Below are 16,654 nucleotides of genomic sequence, written 5' to 3' on the forward strand. Positions count from 1 at the left end.
AAAATTTCACAAGCTCAGAGGTGTTCGGGTGCGGAGATGCCGAGCAGTCGCAGGCCGTTGGCGAGCACCGTCCCGGCGGCCTCGGCAAGGGCCAGCCGGGCACGGTGCACGGCCAAGGGTTTCTGCTCCCCGACGGGCAGCGGCGGGCAGGCGTCGTGCCACCGGAAGAACGCCTCGGCCGTCGCCTCCAGATGCCGCACCACCCGGTCCGGCGCCCGCAGCCGCGCGGCGACCTCGATGACGGAGGGGTAGGTGGCGAGCAGACCGTGCAGCTCCCGGATCCGGTCACGCAGCGCGGCAAGCTGGTCGGGACGGGAGGCGGGCGCGGCGAGCTGGTCGGGACGGGAGGCGGGCGCGGCGAGCTGGTCGGGACGGGAGGCGGGCGCGACGAGCTGGTCGGACCGGGAGGCGGGGGCAACGGGCCGGTCGGGACGGGAGGCGGGGGCAACGGGCCGGTCGGGACGGGAGGCGGGGACGGCGCCCGGGTCGTCCCCGAGGACCTCCCCCGGCCGGGACCCGAACCCCAGATCATCGGCATTCCGGACCAGCGCCCGCACCCGCGCGTACGCGTACTGCACCAGGAACCGCGGGTTCCCCTCCCGCTGCACCGGCCGCTCGGGCACCCGCACCGGATCATGAGCGGCGGGCCGCAACAACACCCACCGCGCTTCGTCACTCCCGAGCCGAGCGACCAGCGCGGCCAGCTCGTGGGGGTTGTGGGGCCCGTCGGACTCGCGGGGCTTGCCGGGCTCGTGGGGCCTGCCGGGCTCGTGAGGCGCGTCGGGCTCGTGGGGCCTGCCGGGCTCGTGGGGCCGCTGCTGGGCGGGGGGCTGGACGCCGTCCCCCACCGCCGCTTCGATCCGCGCCAGCGCCTCGGCGACGACGACGTCCCGGGCACCGCGATCCACAGTGCCCGCGGGGGACATGGCGTACGAGTGGGCGCCGTACGTGACATCGCCAGGGGGCGCACCGCACGAGACGCCGTGGGAGGAACCGTAGGAGACACTGCAAGAGGCACCGTAGGAGACGCCCTGCGTCAGGATCTGGCGCACGAGGTCGACCAGCGCCCCGTCCCCCAGCGTGAAGTTCAGAAAACCCGGCCCGGCGATCTCCACCCGGTCGATCCCCGGGCTCCCCGCCAGCCGCTTCCGCAGGATCTCGGCGATCTCCCGGGCCGGCCGTCCCGCGGGCTTGGCGAGCTGCAGCGCAACGTTCGACGCGTAGTCCCCGGACCCGGGCCGCTTCGGCGGCCGCACCACGATCCGCGCCGGCACCGCCACGGAGAGCTCCCGATCCTCGACGGCACCGCGCACGGAGCGCAGGACGGTACGGGAAAGCTCAGCCGGGGTCACGGGACAAGCGTATGGGAGAACGGGGTCATCGACGCGACCGGTTTCGCCCTGTGGACACCGAGGCGCCGCACTCCACGGCCTCGCCCGGCAGCCGCCCTGGGCACGAGGTGGCCGCGCGGCTCAACTACCCGGCTCACTACCCCGCCCCATGCTCCCCACCCGTACCGACATGCCTACGGGACGAGGACGGGTCACCTTCCCCCGCGCCGACATGCCCACGGGACGAGGGCGGGGCGCCCTCCCCCACGCCGACATGCCCACGGGACGAGGACGGGGCGCCCTCCCCCACGCCGACGTGCCCACCGGCCGGTGCGCTCTCCCCCTCGGCCTCGGCTCCGGTCACCCCGGCTCCCCCGTCCTCCCGGCCACCGCCGTACTCCGACTCCCCGCTCCCACCCTCGGGCCCGGCCGGACTCCCTCCGGAACGCTCCCCCGGCCCACGCTCCCGCTGCTGCCGCCCCTCACGCACCAGCTTCCCCACCGTCCGCACCAGCTCCGTCGGCTCGAACGGCTTCGCCAGGAACGCATCCACCCCCACCGACTCGCCGTTGTCGACCTCGCCCTCCGTGCAGGCGCTGACGATGGCGATCGGAATGTCCCAGGTCCGCGGATCGGACCGCAGACGTGCCGCGGTGTGCAGACCGTTGAGCCGCGGCATCACGACATCAAGGGTCACGACATCAGGTCTCACGTGGTGCACGACATCCAGACATTCGGCACCATCAGCCGCGGTCACGACCTCGAAGCCCTCCAGCTCAAGGTTGACCCTGATCAACTGCCGGATCACCTTGTTGTCGTCCACAACAAGGATCCGACCGGACAAGCCAGGCACACCATGAGACTAGGGGCCCACCTGCGGCGCCGTCCCGGTTTTGCCCACTTCCGCCCCCGTGTGAGGGACCTTTCCCCGACCACCACCGCCGCACCATCGCAATGCGCTAAGGCCCCCCTCCACCCACCCGAGTCGGGCACGGAAACACCTCTCCCCCACCCCTCCCCAAACCTGTTCATGAACACCCCATCGGAGCTGGTAGGGTTCTACCCGTCGCCGCAAAACACCGCGGCAACGCCCCCGTAGCTCAGGGGATAGAGCAACGGCCTCCGGAGCCGTGTGCGCAGGTTCGAATCCTGCCGGGGGCACTCTGCGGAAAGCGGCTTGATCAAGCTGCTGATCTGCTTGAGTGCGAGGAATGAAGAGCCGGACCTGGTTTAACGGGTCCGGTTTTTTGCTGTTCTGGCGCCGGTTCGCAGGGCAGTTTTTGTCATTCTGACGCCGGTCTCCGTGCAGTGATCGGCGCGGGTTGTTGATCAGCTGAGTGCGGCTCCGCCGGAAGATCCGGACGGAGCCGCATTTCCGGCGGGTGGCGGGCGGCCGCAAGGACGGGGCGGCCGGGGCCTCAGCCGTTGGCCCACCCCGCGCATCCGGTCCCGGGCCTCGCCGGGTGCCGTCAGCCGTTCGAAGACATGGGGAGCCGCCCGGAAGCGGACCGGCTGTGCGGCGCGTAGTCCAGCAGCTGGGCGAGGGCCGCTCGTACGTACTCGTGGTCGGTCGTCCGCGTGATCGGGGCTGCTCTTGGCTTCGATGATCTCGACGCCGTCAGGGCCAGTCGCCATCGGTAGCGCGCTCCATCCGTCGGCGGGGCCGCCGAGGGGTGTGCAGCGCCTCCATCGGTGTGACGGAAGGAGGCACCCGGGCACTTGTGTGGTGTCAAGTGCCCGACGGACGTGGGGCGTTGGCGTCAGCCGTTCAGGTGGACCGGGAGGGATTCGACGCCGTAGACGATGGAGAGTTTGCGGAAGTCGAGGGTTTCGGGGGTGGTGGCGAGGCGCATGTGGGGGAAGCGGCGGGCCAGGGCCGGGTAGGCGGTGCGGAGTTCCATGCGGGCGAGTTCGGCGCCTACGCAGCGGTGGATTCCGTAGCCGAAGGCCAGGTGGGAGGGGACGTTGCGGGAGGGGTCGAAGACCTCCATGTCCGGGCCCAGGTTGCCGTCGCGGTCGGCGCCGCTGAGGGAGCAGAGGACGACGTCGCCGGCGGCGATCTGGACGCCGGCGATTTCCAGGTCCTCGCGGGCGAAGCGCGGGAAGGCGACCTGGACGACGGTGAGATAGCGCAGGAGTTCCTCGACGTAGCGGTCGACCGCGTCGTCGCCGTCGTTGAGGGCGGCGAAGTGCTTCGGGTCCTGGAGGAGGACCAGCGCGCCGAGCGCCAGCATGCTGGCGGTGGTTTCGAAGCCGCCGGTGAGGACGCCGTCGGCCAGGCCCGCCAGTTCTTCGTCGCTGACCGTGTCGCCGTGTTCCTTGACGATCATGCCGAGGAGACCGTCACCCGGGTTTTCCCGCTGCTTCTTGACGATGTCCCGGAAGTAGGAAAGGGATTCGGATATGGCGCCGAAGGACGCGTTCGCTCCGCTGAAAAGGTCGAAGCGGGCGGCGCTGAGTCGTTCGAAGTCTTCGCGGTCCTCGTAAGGGACGCCGAGGAGTTCGCAAATGACGAGTGACGGAATGGGCAGCGCGAAGGCGTGGACGATGTCGACCGGGTCGCCGTTTTTGCCCGCGGCTTCCATCGCGTCGAGGCGTTCTTCGACGATTTCGTGGATGCGCGGGGTGAGCCGGCCAAGGCGGCGCATGGTGAATTCGGGCGTGAGGAGGCGGCGGAGGCGGGTGTGGACCGGCGGGTCCGCGAATCCCAGGCCGCCCGGGTTCTGTTCGGCGCCGGCGCCCGCCTTGCCGACGAGATTGGTGAAGTCCGAGCTGAAGGCGTTGGCCTTTCCGAGCACGGCCTTGACCTCGTCGTAACCCGTCACCAGCCATACGTTGGCGGCTATCGGAACCGGGAGCTTGCTGATGGGCTCGCGTTCCCGGACAGCCGCCAAATCGCCTACGGGGTCGAGCCCTTCGCGCCGCAGCGGCATCAGGACGGACTCGGGCAAGAAAGACATTCGAGACAGATCGAATCCCTTCCTGCGCGTTCTCGACAGATACATACGGCCGGCCCAGGCGATGATCCGGGAACGGAGAGTCGTCATGACGCTAATACTGCCTTTCGTCGAGGGGGACGGTCACCCGCGCGCCCGGCCGCACAGGGCGGCCGGAGCAGCGCGGACCCTCCACTCGGCGTGCTCGGAGGTGACGTACGCCATAGCCCCTCGCTCGCGGCGGTCATGGCGCGGGTCCATGCCGTCGACCGGTGTCTTCGGTCGTCCGCTTCAGCGTGACGAGCTCGGCCTTCTGCTTTTCGGTCTGTTCGTTCGAGAGGAGTTTACAAACTGTCATTGAGTGCGTTCGCGGAACAACCCGGGAAGCCCCTTGGAAGACCCTGGGAGGACCCTGGGAAGACCCTGAGGACTGCGTGATTCTCCCCTTAGGGGTGGGCCGGAGTGGGGTGGGAGGGGCCCCCGTAGCGCCCCGCACCGGGTGCGGGGTACGTGCCGGCGGGCCGGTGACGGCGCCCCAGCCCCTCCCAGTCGTCGTCTCCGCCCAGTCGTCGTCTCCGCTCTCGTCCTCGTGCTCGCCTCCGACTCCACCTTCGTCCTCGTGCTCGCCTTCACCTCCGCCCTCGTCCTCGTGCTCGCGCGCCGGTGGTGTCACGTAGGCCGGTGCGTATGCGGACGGCGATGCGGCCGTCGGCTCCGCGGCCGTTGCCTCCATCCGTACGAGGGGGTGGGGTGGGTCACGGCGAACTGACGCTTCCGGTAGGCGAGGACGGCTCGGCGGGAAAGCCAAGCGGAGGGGGTGGGGGGTGCGGAGGAGGCGGAGAAAGCGGAGAGATTGGGGCCGAGGAATTTCGGGTGGTGTTCGTTGGTGGCGGAATGTGCGGCAGGGTTTTTGTGGCGCCGGCGAGTTATGGGGAGAGATTTGCGCTACGTAGCGTAAGCGGTTGCGGACGCTATGGGGTCTCCTTAGCGTGAGGGAGAGGTTCTCGGGGTTCGCTCGGGGTTCGCTCGGGGTCTTGCTCGGGGTCTTTTCTCCTTGGGAGGGAGCGCATGTTTTCGCAGCGTTCGCACTCGCGGTATTCGGCTTCGCGGCATTCGCCTTCGCGTTCCTCGCGGTGGGGGGATTCGCGTTCGTGGGATTCGCGGGCGTGGCAGAGGAAGGGCGGCCGGGTGGTTCTCTGGGTCGTTTCCGGGGCGTTGGGTGGGGTTGTCGTGGCGGGGCCGGTGGGGCTGGCGGAACCGGCCGTGGCGGCGGGCGACCACCCTGGCAGCCCGGCCCGGCCCACGGGGCGGGTGGTGGCCAAGGAGGGCCTGGTGGTGCGGACGGGGCCGAGCAACCGGTACCGGGCCGTCGGGGCGAAGCGGTACGGGACCGTGGTGGGGATCGCCTGCCGGGTCAACGGACAGCGCGTCAAGGGGAACCCGGTCTGGTACCGGCTCAGCGACGCCTCGTACGCCTGGTCTTCGGAGCGCGGGATCGTGAGCGAGGGGGCGGAGCCCCGCTGGTGCTGATCAGCGGCACCACCCCGGGCGGCCGGCCTCCCGCCACCGGACGACCGAGCGTCTCCCGTCACCGGACCGACCGACCGTCTCCCGTCACCGGACCGCCGATCGTCTCCCGTCACCAGCCAACCGGCCTCCCGTCACCGGACGCCCGATCGCCTCCCGTCCCCGGCCAACCGGACCTCGCGCCCGCAGGCACAGCCACCCACCCCCGCACGCACAGCCGCCCGCCCCCGCACGCACAGCCGCCCGCCCCCGCACCCACCGCCCCCCGCCCCGCACGCACGACCACCCGCCCCCGGACGTGCGGACCCCCCGGCCGCCACATCCGACATAGCGGAAATACCGGCCACTGCTTGCTACGTTGCCAGGCATGACGGCGAGGGCAAGGGCGGGCGTCGCCGGACGGCAGCCGGCGGAGCCTTCGCCCGCGCTGCCGCCGGGGACCAAGCAGCGGGGTATCGAACTGGCCCTCCTCGTAGGGGCCGTGCTGATCAGCGTCTGCGGGTACGTCGTCGTCGGTCTGGCCCGTTGGCATGCGGTGCCGGGCGGGGCGGTGCGGTACGGCGCGGGGCTCGGCGGGCTGGCGCTGCTCGCGCATCTCGTGGTGCGCTTCCGCGCGCCGTACGCCGATCCTCTGCTGCTGCCCACGGCCGTGCTGCTCAACGGGCTCGGGCTGGTGCTGATCTTCCGGCTCGATCTGGAGACGCCCGGGGACCGGGCCGCGCCCGCCCAGCTGATGTGGTCGACGGTCGGGGTGGCGCTGTGCATCGCGGTGGTGCTGCTGCTGCGCGACCACCGGGTGCTGCAGCGGTACGCGTATGTGTGTGCGGCGCTCGCGCTGCTGCTGATGGTCGCGCCGATCCTGTTCCCCGCCGTGAACGGGGCGAGGATCTGGATCCGGCTGGCCGGTTTCTCGCTTCAGCCCGGTGAGTTCGCCAAGGTGCTGATCACGGTGTTCTTCGCGGCGTACCTGGCCGCCAACGGCGGCGCGCTGGCGCACACCGGCCGCACGGTGGGGCCGCTGCGGCTGCCGGCCGGGCGGGTGCTGGGGCCGGTGGTGGCGGTCTGGCTGGTCAGCGTGGCGGTGCTGGTCCTCGAACGCGATCTGGGCACCTCGCTGCTGTTCTTCGGGATCTTCGTGGTGCTGCTGTACGTGGCGACCGGGCGGACCGGCTGGATCGCGGTCGGGCTGCTGCTCGCGGCCGTCGGGGCGGCCGCGGTGGGGACGTTGGAGCCGCATGTGCACAGCCGGGTCGAGGACTGGCAGCATCCGTTCGCCGGGATCGCGGCCGGGAAGGGGGCCGGGCAGCTCGCCCAGTCGCTGTTCGCGTTCGCCGCGGGCGGGGTCTTCGGCACCGGTCTCGGGCAGGGCCACTCGTACCTGATCGGCTTCGCCATGAAGTCCGACTTCATCCTGGCGACGTGCGGTGAGGAGCTGGGGCTGGCCGGGCTGTCGGCGCTGTTCGTGCTGTACGCGCTGCTGGTGGGCCGCGGTTACCGGGCCGCGCTGGGGCAGCCCGATCCGTTCGGCAGTCTGCTGGCCGTGGGGCTGGCGGCGCTGCCGGCGATCCAGGTGTTCGTCATCGCGGGCGGGGTGATGGGCCTGATCCCGCTGACCGGGATGGCGATGCCGTTCCTCGCCCAGGGCGGGTCGTCGGTGGTGACGAACTGGATCATCGTCGCGCTGCTGCTGAAGGTCAGCGACCGGGCGCGGGCGCCGCGGCCGGCGGGGCGGCAGCCGGCCGGGGGCGGGAGCTGGGTGACGGGGTTCATGACGCCGGTGCGGGCCCGGGACGCGGCCGGTGGCGCGCCCGCCCCGGAGGCCGGGCGTTGATCCGCGGTATCCGGCACACCGCCGCGTTCTCCTTCCTGCTCCTCGTCGCGCTGCTGGTCAACGCCGCCCGGGTGCAGGTGTACGAGGCCGGGAGTTACGACGCCAGCCCGGCCAACCGGCGGGCGGCGATCGCCCGGTACGCGCAGCCGCGGGGCGCCGTGCTCGTCGCGGGCCGGCCGGTGACCGGCTCGCGGGACAGTGGTGGGCGGCTGCGCTACGAGCGCGCGTACGCCGACGGCCCGCTGTACGCACCGGTGACCGGCTACTCCTCGCAGACCTACGGGACCTCGCTGCTGGAGCGCGCCGAGGACGCCGTGCTCGCCGGCACCGACCCGCGGCTCGCCACCTTCCCCTGGTGGGACCGGCTGACCCGGACCCACCGGCCCGGCGGCCAGGTCCACACCACCATCGATCCGCGGATGCAGCGCGCCGCGTTCGCCGGGCTGGGCGGCCGGAAGGGCGCGGTCGCCGCGATCGAGCCGCGCACCGGGCGGATCCTGGCGCTGGTCAGCTCCCCGTCGTACGAGCCGGGGGTGCTGTCCGGCAACGGGCCCGCGGTCGATGCGGCCTGGCGCCTGCTGAACGCCGCCGCGGACCGGCCGATGCTCAACCGGGCGCTGGCGCAGACCTATCCGCCCGGTTCGACCTTCAAGGTCGTCACCGCGGCCGCCGCGCTGGAGAGCGGCCGGGTCACCGACATCGACGCGCCGACGGACTCTCCGGATCCGTACGTCCTGCCGGGGACCGCCACCCGGCTCGGCAATGCCGCGAAGGACTGTGCGGACGCCTCGCTGAAGGAGGCGTTCCGGGCCTCCTGCAACACCGTGTTCGCGCGGCTGGGCGTCGACGTCGGGCTGCGCGGGATGGCCGCGACGGCGCGGCGGTTCGGCTTCAACGACCGCGGGCTGCGCATCCCGTCGCCGGTCGCGCCCAGCCGTTTCGACACCCGCATGGATCCGGCGCAGGTCGCGCTGTCGGCCATCGGGCAGTACGACACCGCGGCGACCCCGCTCCAGATGGCGATGGTCGCGGCGGCGGTCGCCAACGGGGGGCAGCTGACGCCGCCGTACCTCGTCGACGAGGTGACCGACGCGGACGGGGTGCTGGTCGCGGCCGGTCCGCATCCGGCCACCCGCCAGGTGATCAATCCGGCCACCGCCGAGCAGCTCCAGGAGATGATGGTCGACGTGGTCGAGCACGGCGGCGGCCGGCGCGCCGCCGTCAAGGGCCTCACCGTCGGCGGCAAGACGGGCACCGCCCAGCACGGGGTGCGCAACGAGGGCACGCCGTACGCGTGGTTCATCTCCTGGGCGCGGACGAAGGACACCTACGAACCGACGGTCGCGGTGGCCGTGGTCGTCGAGGACGCGGCGGCCGAGCGCGCGGACATCAGCGGCGGGGGGAATGCGGCGCCGATCGCCCGGGCGGTGATGACGGCCGCGCGGTGAGCCGCTCCCCCGGGGCGCGGTGAGCCGCTCCCCCGCCACCGCGGCCGGCCCCGGGACACAATGGCCGCATGGCTGATCCGACCGCGTCCCCTTCCCCGCCCCGGGCCCCGTCCCGTCCGCCCCTGTCGCTCGCCGAAGTGGAGGCGCTGGCCCGGCGCGCGCACCAGGGGCAGACCGACAAGGCGGGCCGCCCGTATGCCGAGCACCTGGCCGCGGTGGCCGCGGGCGTACGCGAACGGGGCGGCAGCGACGAGCAGATCGCGGCGGCCTGGCTGCACGACGCGGTCGAGGACGCCGCGCTGAGCGAGGAGTGGCTGGCCGGTGCGGCGCTGACCGGGGCGACCAAGGCGATGGTGCGGGCGGTCAGCAAGCGGCCGGGCGAGCCGGTCGAGGAGTACACCGCGCGCATCCTGGCCACGCCCGGTGCGCTGCTGGTCAAGGAGGCGGACCTGGCGCACAACGCCGATCCGGCCCGGCTGGCGGTGCTGGACGCGGCGACCCGGGAGCGGCTGACCGCGAAGTACGCGCGGGTGCGGGGGCTGTTGGGCCTGGCCTGAGCGCGTGGGCTCCGGTCTCGACCGGGTCGCGCCGGCCCGGTCCACACCCCGGACGCCCACGCGGAAAGGTGGTATGCACAGCTAGTCTGCGGCGATGACTCCCACCCAGCCTTCGGACCCGCAGTCCTCGGACCCCACGGCCCCGCGGGCGGCGCGCGTGATCGCCGCCCTGGAGGGCGTCGGCGTCCGTCGCTACACCACCGGACAGGTCATCCTCGACGGCATCGACTGGACCGTGCGGTCCGGTGAGCACTGGGCGTTGCTCGGCGCGAACGGCGCCGGCAAGACCACCGTGCTGCGGCTCATCGGTGCGCTGATGTTCCCGACGGTCGGCAGCGTCGAGGTGCTCGGGCACCGGCTCGGCTCGGTGGACGTCCGTGAACTGCGGGCGGTGATCGGGCTGGTCTCCGGCGCCCAGAAGGTTCCGCAGGACGCCACCGGGCACACGGTCGTGCTGACCGGCGCGACCGGGACCGTGCAGCCGCTGTGGCGCACGTACGACGAGGCCACCCGCGAACGCGCCCACGCCCTGCTCGCCGAGCTGGACTGCAAGGAGCTGGCGGACCGGCCGTACGGCGTGTGTTCGGGCGGGCAGCGGGCCCGGCTCCTGATCGCCCGGGCACTGATGGCCGACCCTTCGCTGCTGCTGCTCGACGAGCCGTTCAACGCGCTGGACCTGCCGTCCCGCGAGGACCTGATCGACGCCCTGCACCGACTCGCCACCGGGCGGCCGGAGTTGGCGACGGTGACGGTCACCCACCACCTGGAGGAGCTGTCCCCGGCCGTCGGGCACGCGGTGCTGCTGCGGGACGGCCGGGTGCAGGCGCGCGGGCCGGTGGACGAGGTGCTGACCGGGGAGCGGATGACGGCCTGCTTCGGGCGCCCGATCGAGGTGTCCCGCCACGAGGGCCGCTGGCTGGCCCGCTCGGGCCGCCGCTGACCAAGGCTCCGCTACGGGCTTTCCGCCGCCTCGCGGACGCCGTCCAGGAACCGCCGGATCGCGGCCCGTTCGCCGGCGTCGAAGGTGGCGAGCAGGGCGAGCGTGCGGTCGATCAGCGGGCCGAAGAACGACTGGCCCAGGTCGACCGCGCGCTCGTCCACCTCCAGCAGCACCCGGCGCCGGTCCTCGGTGTCCCGGACCCGGCGGATCAGACCGAGCCGCTCCAGGCGGTCGACGAGTGCGGTGGTGCCGGCGGAGTTCAGGCCGAGGTGCGCGCCGAGCCGGCCGGGGGTCGAGGGGACGCCGGCCCGGGCCGCGTCCAGCAGGCCGATCAGAGCCCGCAGGTCGGTGGGATGCAGGCCGTTGCGGCCGGCGAACTGGGCGCCCGCGAGGTCGAGTTGGAGGGTCACCTCGCGCAACAGATGGATCAGTTCCATCCCCGCCGGTTCCTGCCGCTGCACCATGTCCGACCGCCTTTCCGTTCCCGCACCGTACTCTAATATCTCGCTCATCGAGATACTTGGTGAACGAGATGATGTACGGGAGGACGGCCGTATGGCAGCCACCGACCCCAGCACCTTCCCCACCGCCTGTGCGCAGGCCATGGCGCGCTGGCCGATCTCCGTGGAACGGCTCGACCTGCCCTCGGAGTTCGGCACCACCCGCGTCCACGCCTGCGGGCCCGCCGACGGCCCCCCGGTGGTGCTGCTGCACGGCGGCGGGACCACCTCGGCCGTCTGGTACGCGCTCGCCCCGGCGCTCGCCGGCACGCACCGGGTCTACGCGGTGGACCAGATGGGCACCCCGGGACTGAGCGTGCCCGGTGGCCGCCGGGTGCGGCGGCCGGCGGACCTGATGGACTGGCTCGACGGGGTGCACGGCGGCCTCGGGCTGACCTCGGCCACGCTGCTCGGGCACTCGTACGGAGGCTGGGTCGCGGCGACCTACGCGGCCCGAACGCCCCGGCGGGTGGACCACCTGGTGCTGCTCGATCCGACCGGGTGTTTCGCCCCCTTCCGGCCGTCCTATCTGGCGCGGGCGGTGCCGCTGTTCGTACGGCCCGGGGAGCGGAGCACCCGCCGGTTCCTGGAGTGGGAGACCGGGGGCGCGCCGCCGGCGCCGGAGTTGGTGCGGCTGATGGGCGTGGGCGCGGTCGCCTTCCGGGGCGCGAAGGTGGTGACGGGTCCGCGGCCCGACCTGTCCGGGCCGGCGGCGGCCGGGCTGCCGGCGCTGGTGCTGCTGGCGGGGCGCAGCCGGGCGCACGACCTGCGGCGGGTGGCGGCCGGGGCCGCCCGGGCGCTGCCGGGCGCGCGGATCGAGACCGTGCCGGGCGCCGCCCACCACTCCCTGCCGGAGGACACGGACGGTGAGGTCGCCCGGCGGGTGCTCAGTTTCCTGGCAGCGGTTCCCGGCGCGCCCGCCACTCCTCCGGCAGCGCCGCCACACCAGTACGGGCCGCCACCACACCGCCCGTGATGGCGCAGGTGGTGTCCACGTCGCCGAAGCCGGCGGCGGCGGCCCAGAGGGCGGCTTCCAGGTCGCCGCAGGTGGGGGTGGCGCCCTGCTCCTTCAGAGCCTGGGGGACGACCGCGCACCACAGGGCGAACGGGACGGTGTCGTCGGCGCGGATGCGCCCGCCGCTGCCGAGTGCGGCGGCGGCCTCTTCGGGGGTCGTGCCGGGCGGCAGGGCGGCGGCGCGGAGCAGGCCGCGGCGGACCGGGCCGTCGGGGGTGCGGTCCGCGACGGCGGTGAGGGAGGGCACCTCGCCGCGGGCGGAGAGCGCGGCCGCGACGGCCACCGCGACCGCGCCCGCGATGCCCTCGGGGTGGGCGTGGGTGACCCGGGCGGAGCGCGCGGCCTGGTCGGCGGCGCGGTCGAGGTCGTCGTGGAACCAGGCACCGAGCGGGGCCACCCTCATGGCGGCGCCGTTGCCGAGACTGCCCTCGCCACCGAAGAGCAGGCCCGCGAGTTCCTCCCACTGCTCGGGGCCGGCGGCGACGCGGGGCAACAGCGCATGCATGCCGGATCCGTAACCGCGCCCGGGGTCGGCCCGGTAGCTGGCGGCGAACTGCTCCGCCAGCGGCCGCTCCTCGACCTCGCCGTACTCCTCCAGGACGGCGAGCAGGTCGAGTGCCATGGCGGTGTCGTCGGTCCAGTGCCAGTGCGGGTCCGGGGGCGGGGTCCGGGTGGCGATCAGCTGCCGGGCCGCCTCCGGCGGGCGGAAGAGGGAGAAGAAGCGCTCCCCGAAGGCGTCGCCGTACGCCAGCCCTTCGAGGGCGGTGCGGGCAGCCCGCCGGCGGTCGTCCGTGTCCATGCCGGGATCCTGCCACTCGACCCCGGGAGCGTGGGCGCCGCCCCGGTCAGCCGGCCGCCTCGCCCTGGGCGATGGCCGCCGCGACCTCGGCCGTACGGGCCGCCTCCTCGGCGGCGAACCGCTCGGCGTCCAGTTTCTCGGCGAGTTCCTCGTCCTGGGCCATCAGCAGATCGAGGTTGGCGTCACCCAATTCGAAGACGCCCAGGTCCACATAGGCGCGCTGGAGTCGTTCGCCCCACAGGCCGATGTCCTTGACGCACGGGACGATCCGGCTGAACAGCAGTTTCCGGAAGAGGTGCAGGAATTCGGAGCGTTCGGTGAATTCGGCGGCCTCCTTGGGCGGAATGCCGAAATTCTCCAGGACTTCGAGACCGCGCAGCCGGTCGCGCATCAAATAGCAGCCCTCGATGACGAAGTCCTCGCGTTCGCGCAGTTCGGCGTCGGTGAGCTGCTTGTAGTAGTCGCGCAGCGCCATCCGGCCGAAGGCCACGTGCCGGGCCTCGTCCTGCATGACATAGGCCAGGATCTGCTTCGGCAGCGGCTTGTCGGTGGTGTCCCTGATCATGCCGAAGGCGGCCAGCGCCAGGCCCTCGATCAGTACCTGCATGCCGAGGTAGGGCATGTCCCAGCGGGAATCTTTGAGGGTGTCGGCGAGCAGCGCCTGGAGATTGTCGTTGATCGGGTAGAGCATCCCGATCTTCTCCTGGAGAAAGCGGCTGTATATCTCGGCGTGCCGGGCCTCGTCCATGGTCTGGGTCGCCGAATAGAACTTCGCGTCGATGTCCGGAACGGATTCCACGATCCGGGCCGCGCAGACCATGGCACCCTGTTCGCCGTGCAGGAACTGGCTGAACTGCCAGGCGGTGTAGTGCTGGCGCAGATCACCGCGGTCCTTCTCGGTCATCTTGTCCCAGTACTTCGTGCCGTACAGGGACATCGACTCGTCAGGGGTGCCGAGCGGGTCCTTGGGATCGACCTCCAGGTCCCAGTCGATCCGCAGGGTGGCGTCCCACTGCTTGTCCTTGCCCTTCTGGTAGAGCGCGAGCAGCCGGTCCCGCCCGTCGTCGTACTCCCAGTTGAACCGGGCCGCGCCGGTGGCCGGCACCGCCCACAGGTCGTCGCCCGGATTGCGCACGTACAGGTCTCGGGTGGACACGGGGCCTCCTCGGCTCGCCAAACGCCGCGCCAGCGGCGGTCGTTGGCAGGCTCACACGTTCCTTACCGGCGGGTCAATAACTCGTGCAGGAGGGATTGACGAGCTTGCTGACACGCAGTCTCATAAGAGCTGACCGCGGGTAACACGCCACTAGCGAGGTAGCCACAGCCATGACGAGCGCGCCCACCGCACCGACCGTGACGGACACCGAAGCCCTCCGGGACGCCCTCGGCCTGCTCAAGGACCGGGAACAGGTCGCCGAGCGACTGCTCGACTCCTCCGCCAAGCACTCCTTCGACCCCGACACCGAACTCGACTGGGACGCGCCCCTCGAAGAGGGCAAATGGTTCTGGCCGCCGGAGCTGGTCTCGCTCTACGACACCCCGCTGTGGAAGAAGATGTCGCTGGAGCAGCAGCAGGACCTCGCCCGCCACGAGGCCGCCTCGCTCGCCTCGCTGGGCATCTGGTTCGAGATCATCCTGATGCAGCTGCTCGTCCGGCACATCTACGACAAGCCGGTGACCAGCGCCCACGTCCGGTACGCCCTCACCGAGATCGCCGACGAGTGCCGGCACTCCAAGATGTTCGCGCGGATGATCCAGCACGGCGGGGCACCTGCGTACCCGGTCTCGCGGCTCAACCACAACCTCGCCCGGATCCTCAAGACGGTCTCCACCACCCCGGGTTCCTTCGCCTGCACCCTGCTCGGCGAGGAGATCCTGGACTGGATGCAGCGGCTGACCTTCCCGGACGAGCGGGTGCAGCCCCTGGTGCGCGGGGTGACCCGGATCCACGTCGTCGAGGAGGCCCGGCACGTCCGCTACGCCCGCGAGGAGCTGCGCCGCCAGATGGTCACCGCACCGCGCTGGGAGCGCGAGTTGACCCGCCTCAGCTGCGGCGAGGCGGCCCGGGTGTTCTCCGTCGCCTTCGTCAACCCGCGGGTGTACAGCAACGTCGGGCTCGACCGGCGGGAGGCGGTCGCCCAGGTGAAGGCCAGCGGCCACCGCCGCGAGGTCATGCAGTCCGGCGCCCGGAGGCTGACCGACTTCCTCGATGAGATCGGCGTACTGCGCGGCGTGGGCCGCCGGCTGTGGCGCAGCTCGGGCCTGCTGGCCTGAAGCGGCCGCCCGCGCCGACCGTTGGGGGCGAGCACCTGTACGAGTCGAAATCCGGGACGGATACCCTGCTGCCCATGAACGGCAGCGGCACCGCCCCAGCAGTACCCCGACCCGCCTACCGCAGGCTGAGCGTCGAGCAGCGCCGCAGCCAACTGCTCGCGGCGGCCCTCGGGCTGTTCGCCCAGCACGCGCCGGAGGACGTCTCGCTGGACGACGTGGCCACCGCCGCCCAGGTCTCCCGGCCCCTCGTCTACCGCTACTTCCCCGGCGGCAAGCAGCAGTTGTACGAGGCCGCGCTGCGCAGCGCGGCGGACATCCTGGAGCGCTGCTTCGCCGAACCGGAGACCGGTCCGCTCACCCAGCGGCTGTCCCGTGCGCTGGACCGCTATCTGGCGTTCGTCGACGAGCACGACGCCGGCTTCAGCGCGCTGCTCCAGGGCGGCAGCGTCGTGGAGACCTCCCGTACGAGCGCGATCGTGGACGAGGTACGGCGCGCCGCGGCCGACCAGATCCTGCGCCACCTGGGCGAGCCGGAACCAGGTCTGCGGCTGCGGATGACCGTCCGGATGTGGATCACCGCCGTCGAGGGCGCCTCGCTGATCTGGCTCGACGAGGGCAAGCGGCCACCGCTCGACGAGCTGCGCGACTGGCTGGTCGACCACTTCGTCGCCCTGCTCACCGCCACCGCGGCGCGCGATCCGCAGACCGCGCGGGTGACCCGGGGAGCGCTGCGGATGGAGTCCTCCGAAGGCCCGGTCGGCGACCTGGCCCGCCGCATCCTGCCGGTCGTCAGCGACGCCGGACACCTGCTGTGACCTGCACGGCGAACCCCGCGATGTGAGACTGGGAACGTGCGAAGCGAGAACACACCCTTCGTCGGCGGGCCCCTCGACGGCCGGGTGCTGCCCGTGCTGGTCGGGATGACCGGCCAGCCGCCGAAGACCTACGAGATCCCGGTGCCGAACGACGACGGGCGCCCGACCCTGCATGTCTACCGCCGGGTCCCGGGCCCCGCGGGCCGCCTCGGCCTGCCCCGCGGCTGGCGCTACGAGTACGCGGGTACGCGGTAGCGGTAGCGGTAGCTCTTTCCCCCCACGTACTCGGCTGCAGCGCCGTGGGTGTTGCTCGCGGTTGCGCTTTGCGGCGCCCCCGCACGTAGCTGGCTGCGGCGCCGCGGGTCGTCTCGCCGTTGCGCTTTGCGGCGCCCCCGCACGTAGCTGTCTGCTGCGCCGCGGGGCTTGGTCGCCGTTGCGCTTTGCGGCGCCCCCGCACGTAGCCGTCTGCTGCGCCGCGGGGCTTGGTCGCCGTTGCGCGCTTTGCGGCGCCCCGCACGTAGCTGTCTTTCCCGCTGTCGGGGTTGTTCGCCGTTGCGCCTGCGGCGGGCTGGGTTGTGTTGGGTGCGGTGACGGACCTCCGGGGCCTTGTTCGTGGACTGCTGTCGCTTTACGTCCACGAACAAGGCCCCACCGGCCCGTCCCCACCCGGTGGGGGAGTGT

General features: G+C 72.3%; 14 protein-coding genes, 1 tRNA gene and 1 pseudogene. 10 read left to right on the forward strand and 6 right to left on the reverse strand.

What is annotated here, in order from left to right:
* Nucleotides 1-14 precede the first annotated feature (14 nt).
* A complete protein-coding gene (gene nrtL / locus AB0E02_RS31860; RefSeq protein WP_362145771.1) occupies nucleotides 15-1,352 on the reverse strand; it encodes an ArgS-related anticodon-binding protein NrtL in 1,338 nt (445 codons plus the stop codon).
* 457 nt (nucleotides 1,353-1,809) lie between these two features.
* Nucleotides 1,810-2,184 (reverse strand): annotated as a pseudogene (locus AB0E02_RS31865) (response regulator); the annotation flags it as partial.
* Between the two features lie 236 nt (nucleotides 2,185-2,420).
* Here AB0E02_RS31865 and AB0E02_RS31870 point away from each other — a divergent pair.
* Nucleotides 2,421-2,492, forward strand: a tRNA-Arg gene (locus AB0E02_RS31870).
* Nucleotides 2,493-3,091: 599 nt separating this feature from the next.
* Here AB0E02_RS31870 and AB0E02_RS31875 read toward each other — a convergent pair.
* Nucleotides 3,092-4,378 (reverse strand): cytochrome P450, encoded by a 1,287-nt coding sequence (locus AB0E02_RS31875; RefSeq protein ID WP_362145774.1) that lies wholly within the window; start codon nucleotides 4,376-4,378, stop codon nucleotides 3,092-3,094.
* 1,119 nt (nucleotides 4,379-5,497) lie between these two features.
* Between AB0E02_RS31875 and AB0E02_RS31880 the strand changes: the two genes are divergently transcribed.
* The 5 genes from AB0E02_RS31880 (at nucleotide 5,498) to AB0E02_RS31900 (ending at nucleotide 10,570) form a co-directional block, all read left to right on the forward strand.
* Nucleotides 5,498-5,797 carry a hypothetical protein gene (locus AB0E02_RS31880; RefSeq protein WP_362145777.1) on the forward strand — a complete coding sequence of 100 codons (300 nt, stop codon included), beginning with the start codon at nucleotides 5,498-5,500 and terminating at the stop codon, nucleotides 5,795-5,797.
* 364 nt (nucleotides 5,798-6,161) lie between these two features.
* A complete protein-coding gene (locus tag AB0E02_RS31885; RefSeq protein WP_362145780.1) occupies nucleotides 6,162-7,625 on the forward strand; it encodes an FtsW/RodA/SpoVE family cell cycle protein in 1,464 nt (487 codons plus the stop codon).
* Complete coding sequence (locus AB0E02_RS31890; protein ID WP_362145783.1) at nucleotides 7,622-9,073, forward strand: penicillin-binding transpeptidase domain-containing protein; 1,452 nt, start codon at nucleotides 7,622-7,624, stop codon at nucleotides 9,071-9,073. Before AB0E02_RS31885 ends, AB0E02_RS31890 begins: the two co-directional genes overlap by 4 nt.
* A 68-nt stretch (nucleotides 9,074-9,141) precedes the next feature.
* Nucleotides 9,142-9,630 carry an HD domain-containing protein gene (locus AB0E02_RS31895; protein ID WP_362145786.1) on the forward strand — a complete coding sequence of 163 codons (489 nt, stop codon included), beginning with the start codon at nucleotides 9,142-9,144 and terminating at the stop codon, nucleotides 9,628-9,630.
* 94 nt (nucleotides 9,631-9,724) lie between these two features.
* Nucleotides 9,725-10,570, forward strand: coding sequence for an ATP-binding cassette domain-containing protein (locus AB0E02_RS31900; protein WP_362145789.1), 846 nt, complete (start codon nucleotides 9,725-9,727; stop codon nucleotides 10,568-10,570).
* A gap of 11 nt (nucleotides 10,571-10,581) precedes the next feature.
* On the opposite strand, the gene AB0E02_RS31905 is transcribed toward AB0E02_RS31900, so the two are convergent.
* Nucleotides 10,582-11,034 (reverse strand): MarR family transcriptional regulator, encoded by a 453-nt coding sequence (locus AB0E02_RS31905; protein WP_362145792.1) that lies wholly within the window; start codon nucleotides 11,032-11,034, stop codon nucleotides 10,582-10,584.
* A 91-nt stretch (nucleotides 11,035-11,125) separates the two neighbouring features.
* Here AB0E02_RS31905 and AB0E02_RS31910 point away from each other — a divergent pair, with 91 nt between their 5' ends.
* Nucleotides 11,126-12,046, forward strand: a complete 921-nt coding sequence (locus AB0E02_RS31910) for an alpha/beta hydrolase (protein WP_362145795.1) — start codon at nucleotides 11,126-11,128, stop codon at nucleotides 12,044-12,046.
* On the opposite strand, the gene AB0E02_RS31915 is transcribed toward AB0E02_RS31910, so the two are convergent.
* Nucleotides 11,958-12,884, reverse strand: a complete 927-nt coding sequence (locus AB0E02_RS31915) for an ADP-ribosylglycohydrolase family protein (protein ID WP_362145798.1) — start codon at nucleotides 12,882-12,884, stop codon at nucleotides 11,958-11,960. The genes AB0E02_RS31910 and AB0E02_RS31915 overlap by 89 nt on opposite strands.
* A gap of 46 nt (nucleotides 12,885-12,930) precedes the next feature.
* On the reverse strand, nucleotides 12,931-14,040 hold the full coding sequence (locus AB0E02_RS31920; protein ID WP_362145801.1) for a ferritin-like domain-containing protein: 1,110 nt from the start codon (nucleotides 14,038-14,040) through the stop codon (nucleotides 12,931-12,933).
* 170 nt (nucleotides 14,041-14,210) lie between these two features.
* On the opposite strand from AB0E02_RS31920, the gene AB0E02_RS31925 reads away from it, so the two are divergent.
* The 3 genes from AB0E02_RS31925 (at nucleotide 14,211) to AB0E02_RS31935 (ending at nucleotide 16,228) form a co-directional block, all read left to right on the forward strand.
* Entirely contained in the window at nucleotides 14,211-15,158 is a 948-nt protein-coding gene (locus AB0E02_RS31925; protein WP_362145804.1) for a diiron oxygenase, read from the forward strand.
* A gap of 74 nt (nucleotides 15,159-15,232) precedes the next feature.
* A complete protein-coding gene (locus tag AB0E02_RS31930; protein WP_362145807.1) occupies nucleotides 15,233-15,973 on the forward strand; it encodes a TetR/AcrR family transcriptional regulator in 741 nt (246 codons plus the stop codon).
* 36 nt (nucleotides 15,974-16,009) lie between these two features.
* Complete coding sequence (locus AB0E02_RS31935; RefSeq protein WP_362145810.1) at nucleotides 16,010-16,228, forward strand: hypothetical protein; 219 nt, start codon at nucleotides 16,010-16,012, stop codon at nucleotides 16,226-16,228.
* Nucleotides 16,229-16,654: the final 426 nt, after the last annotated feature.

It is taken from the genome of Streptomyces sp. NPDC048196, from assembly GCF_040652715.1.
GTDB classification, from domain to species: Bacteria; Actinomycetota; Actinomycetes; order Streptomycetales; family Streptomycetaceae; genus Streptomyces; species Streptomyces siderophoricus.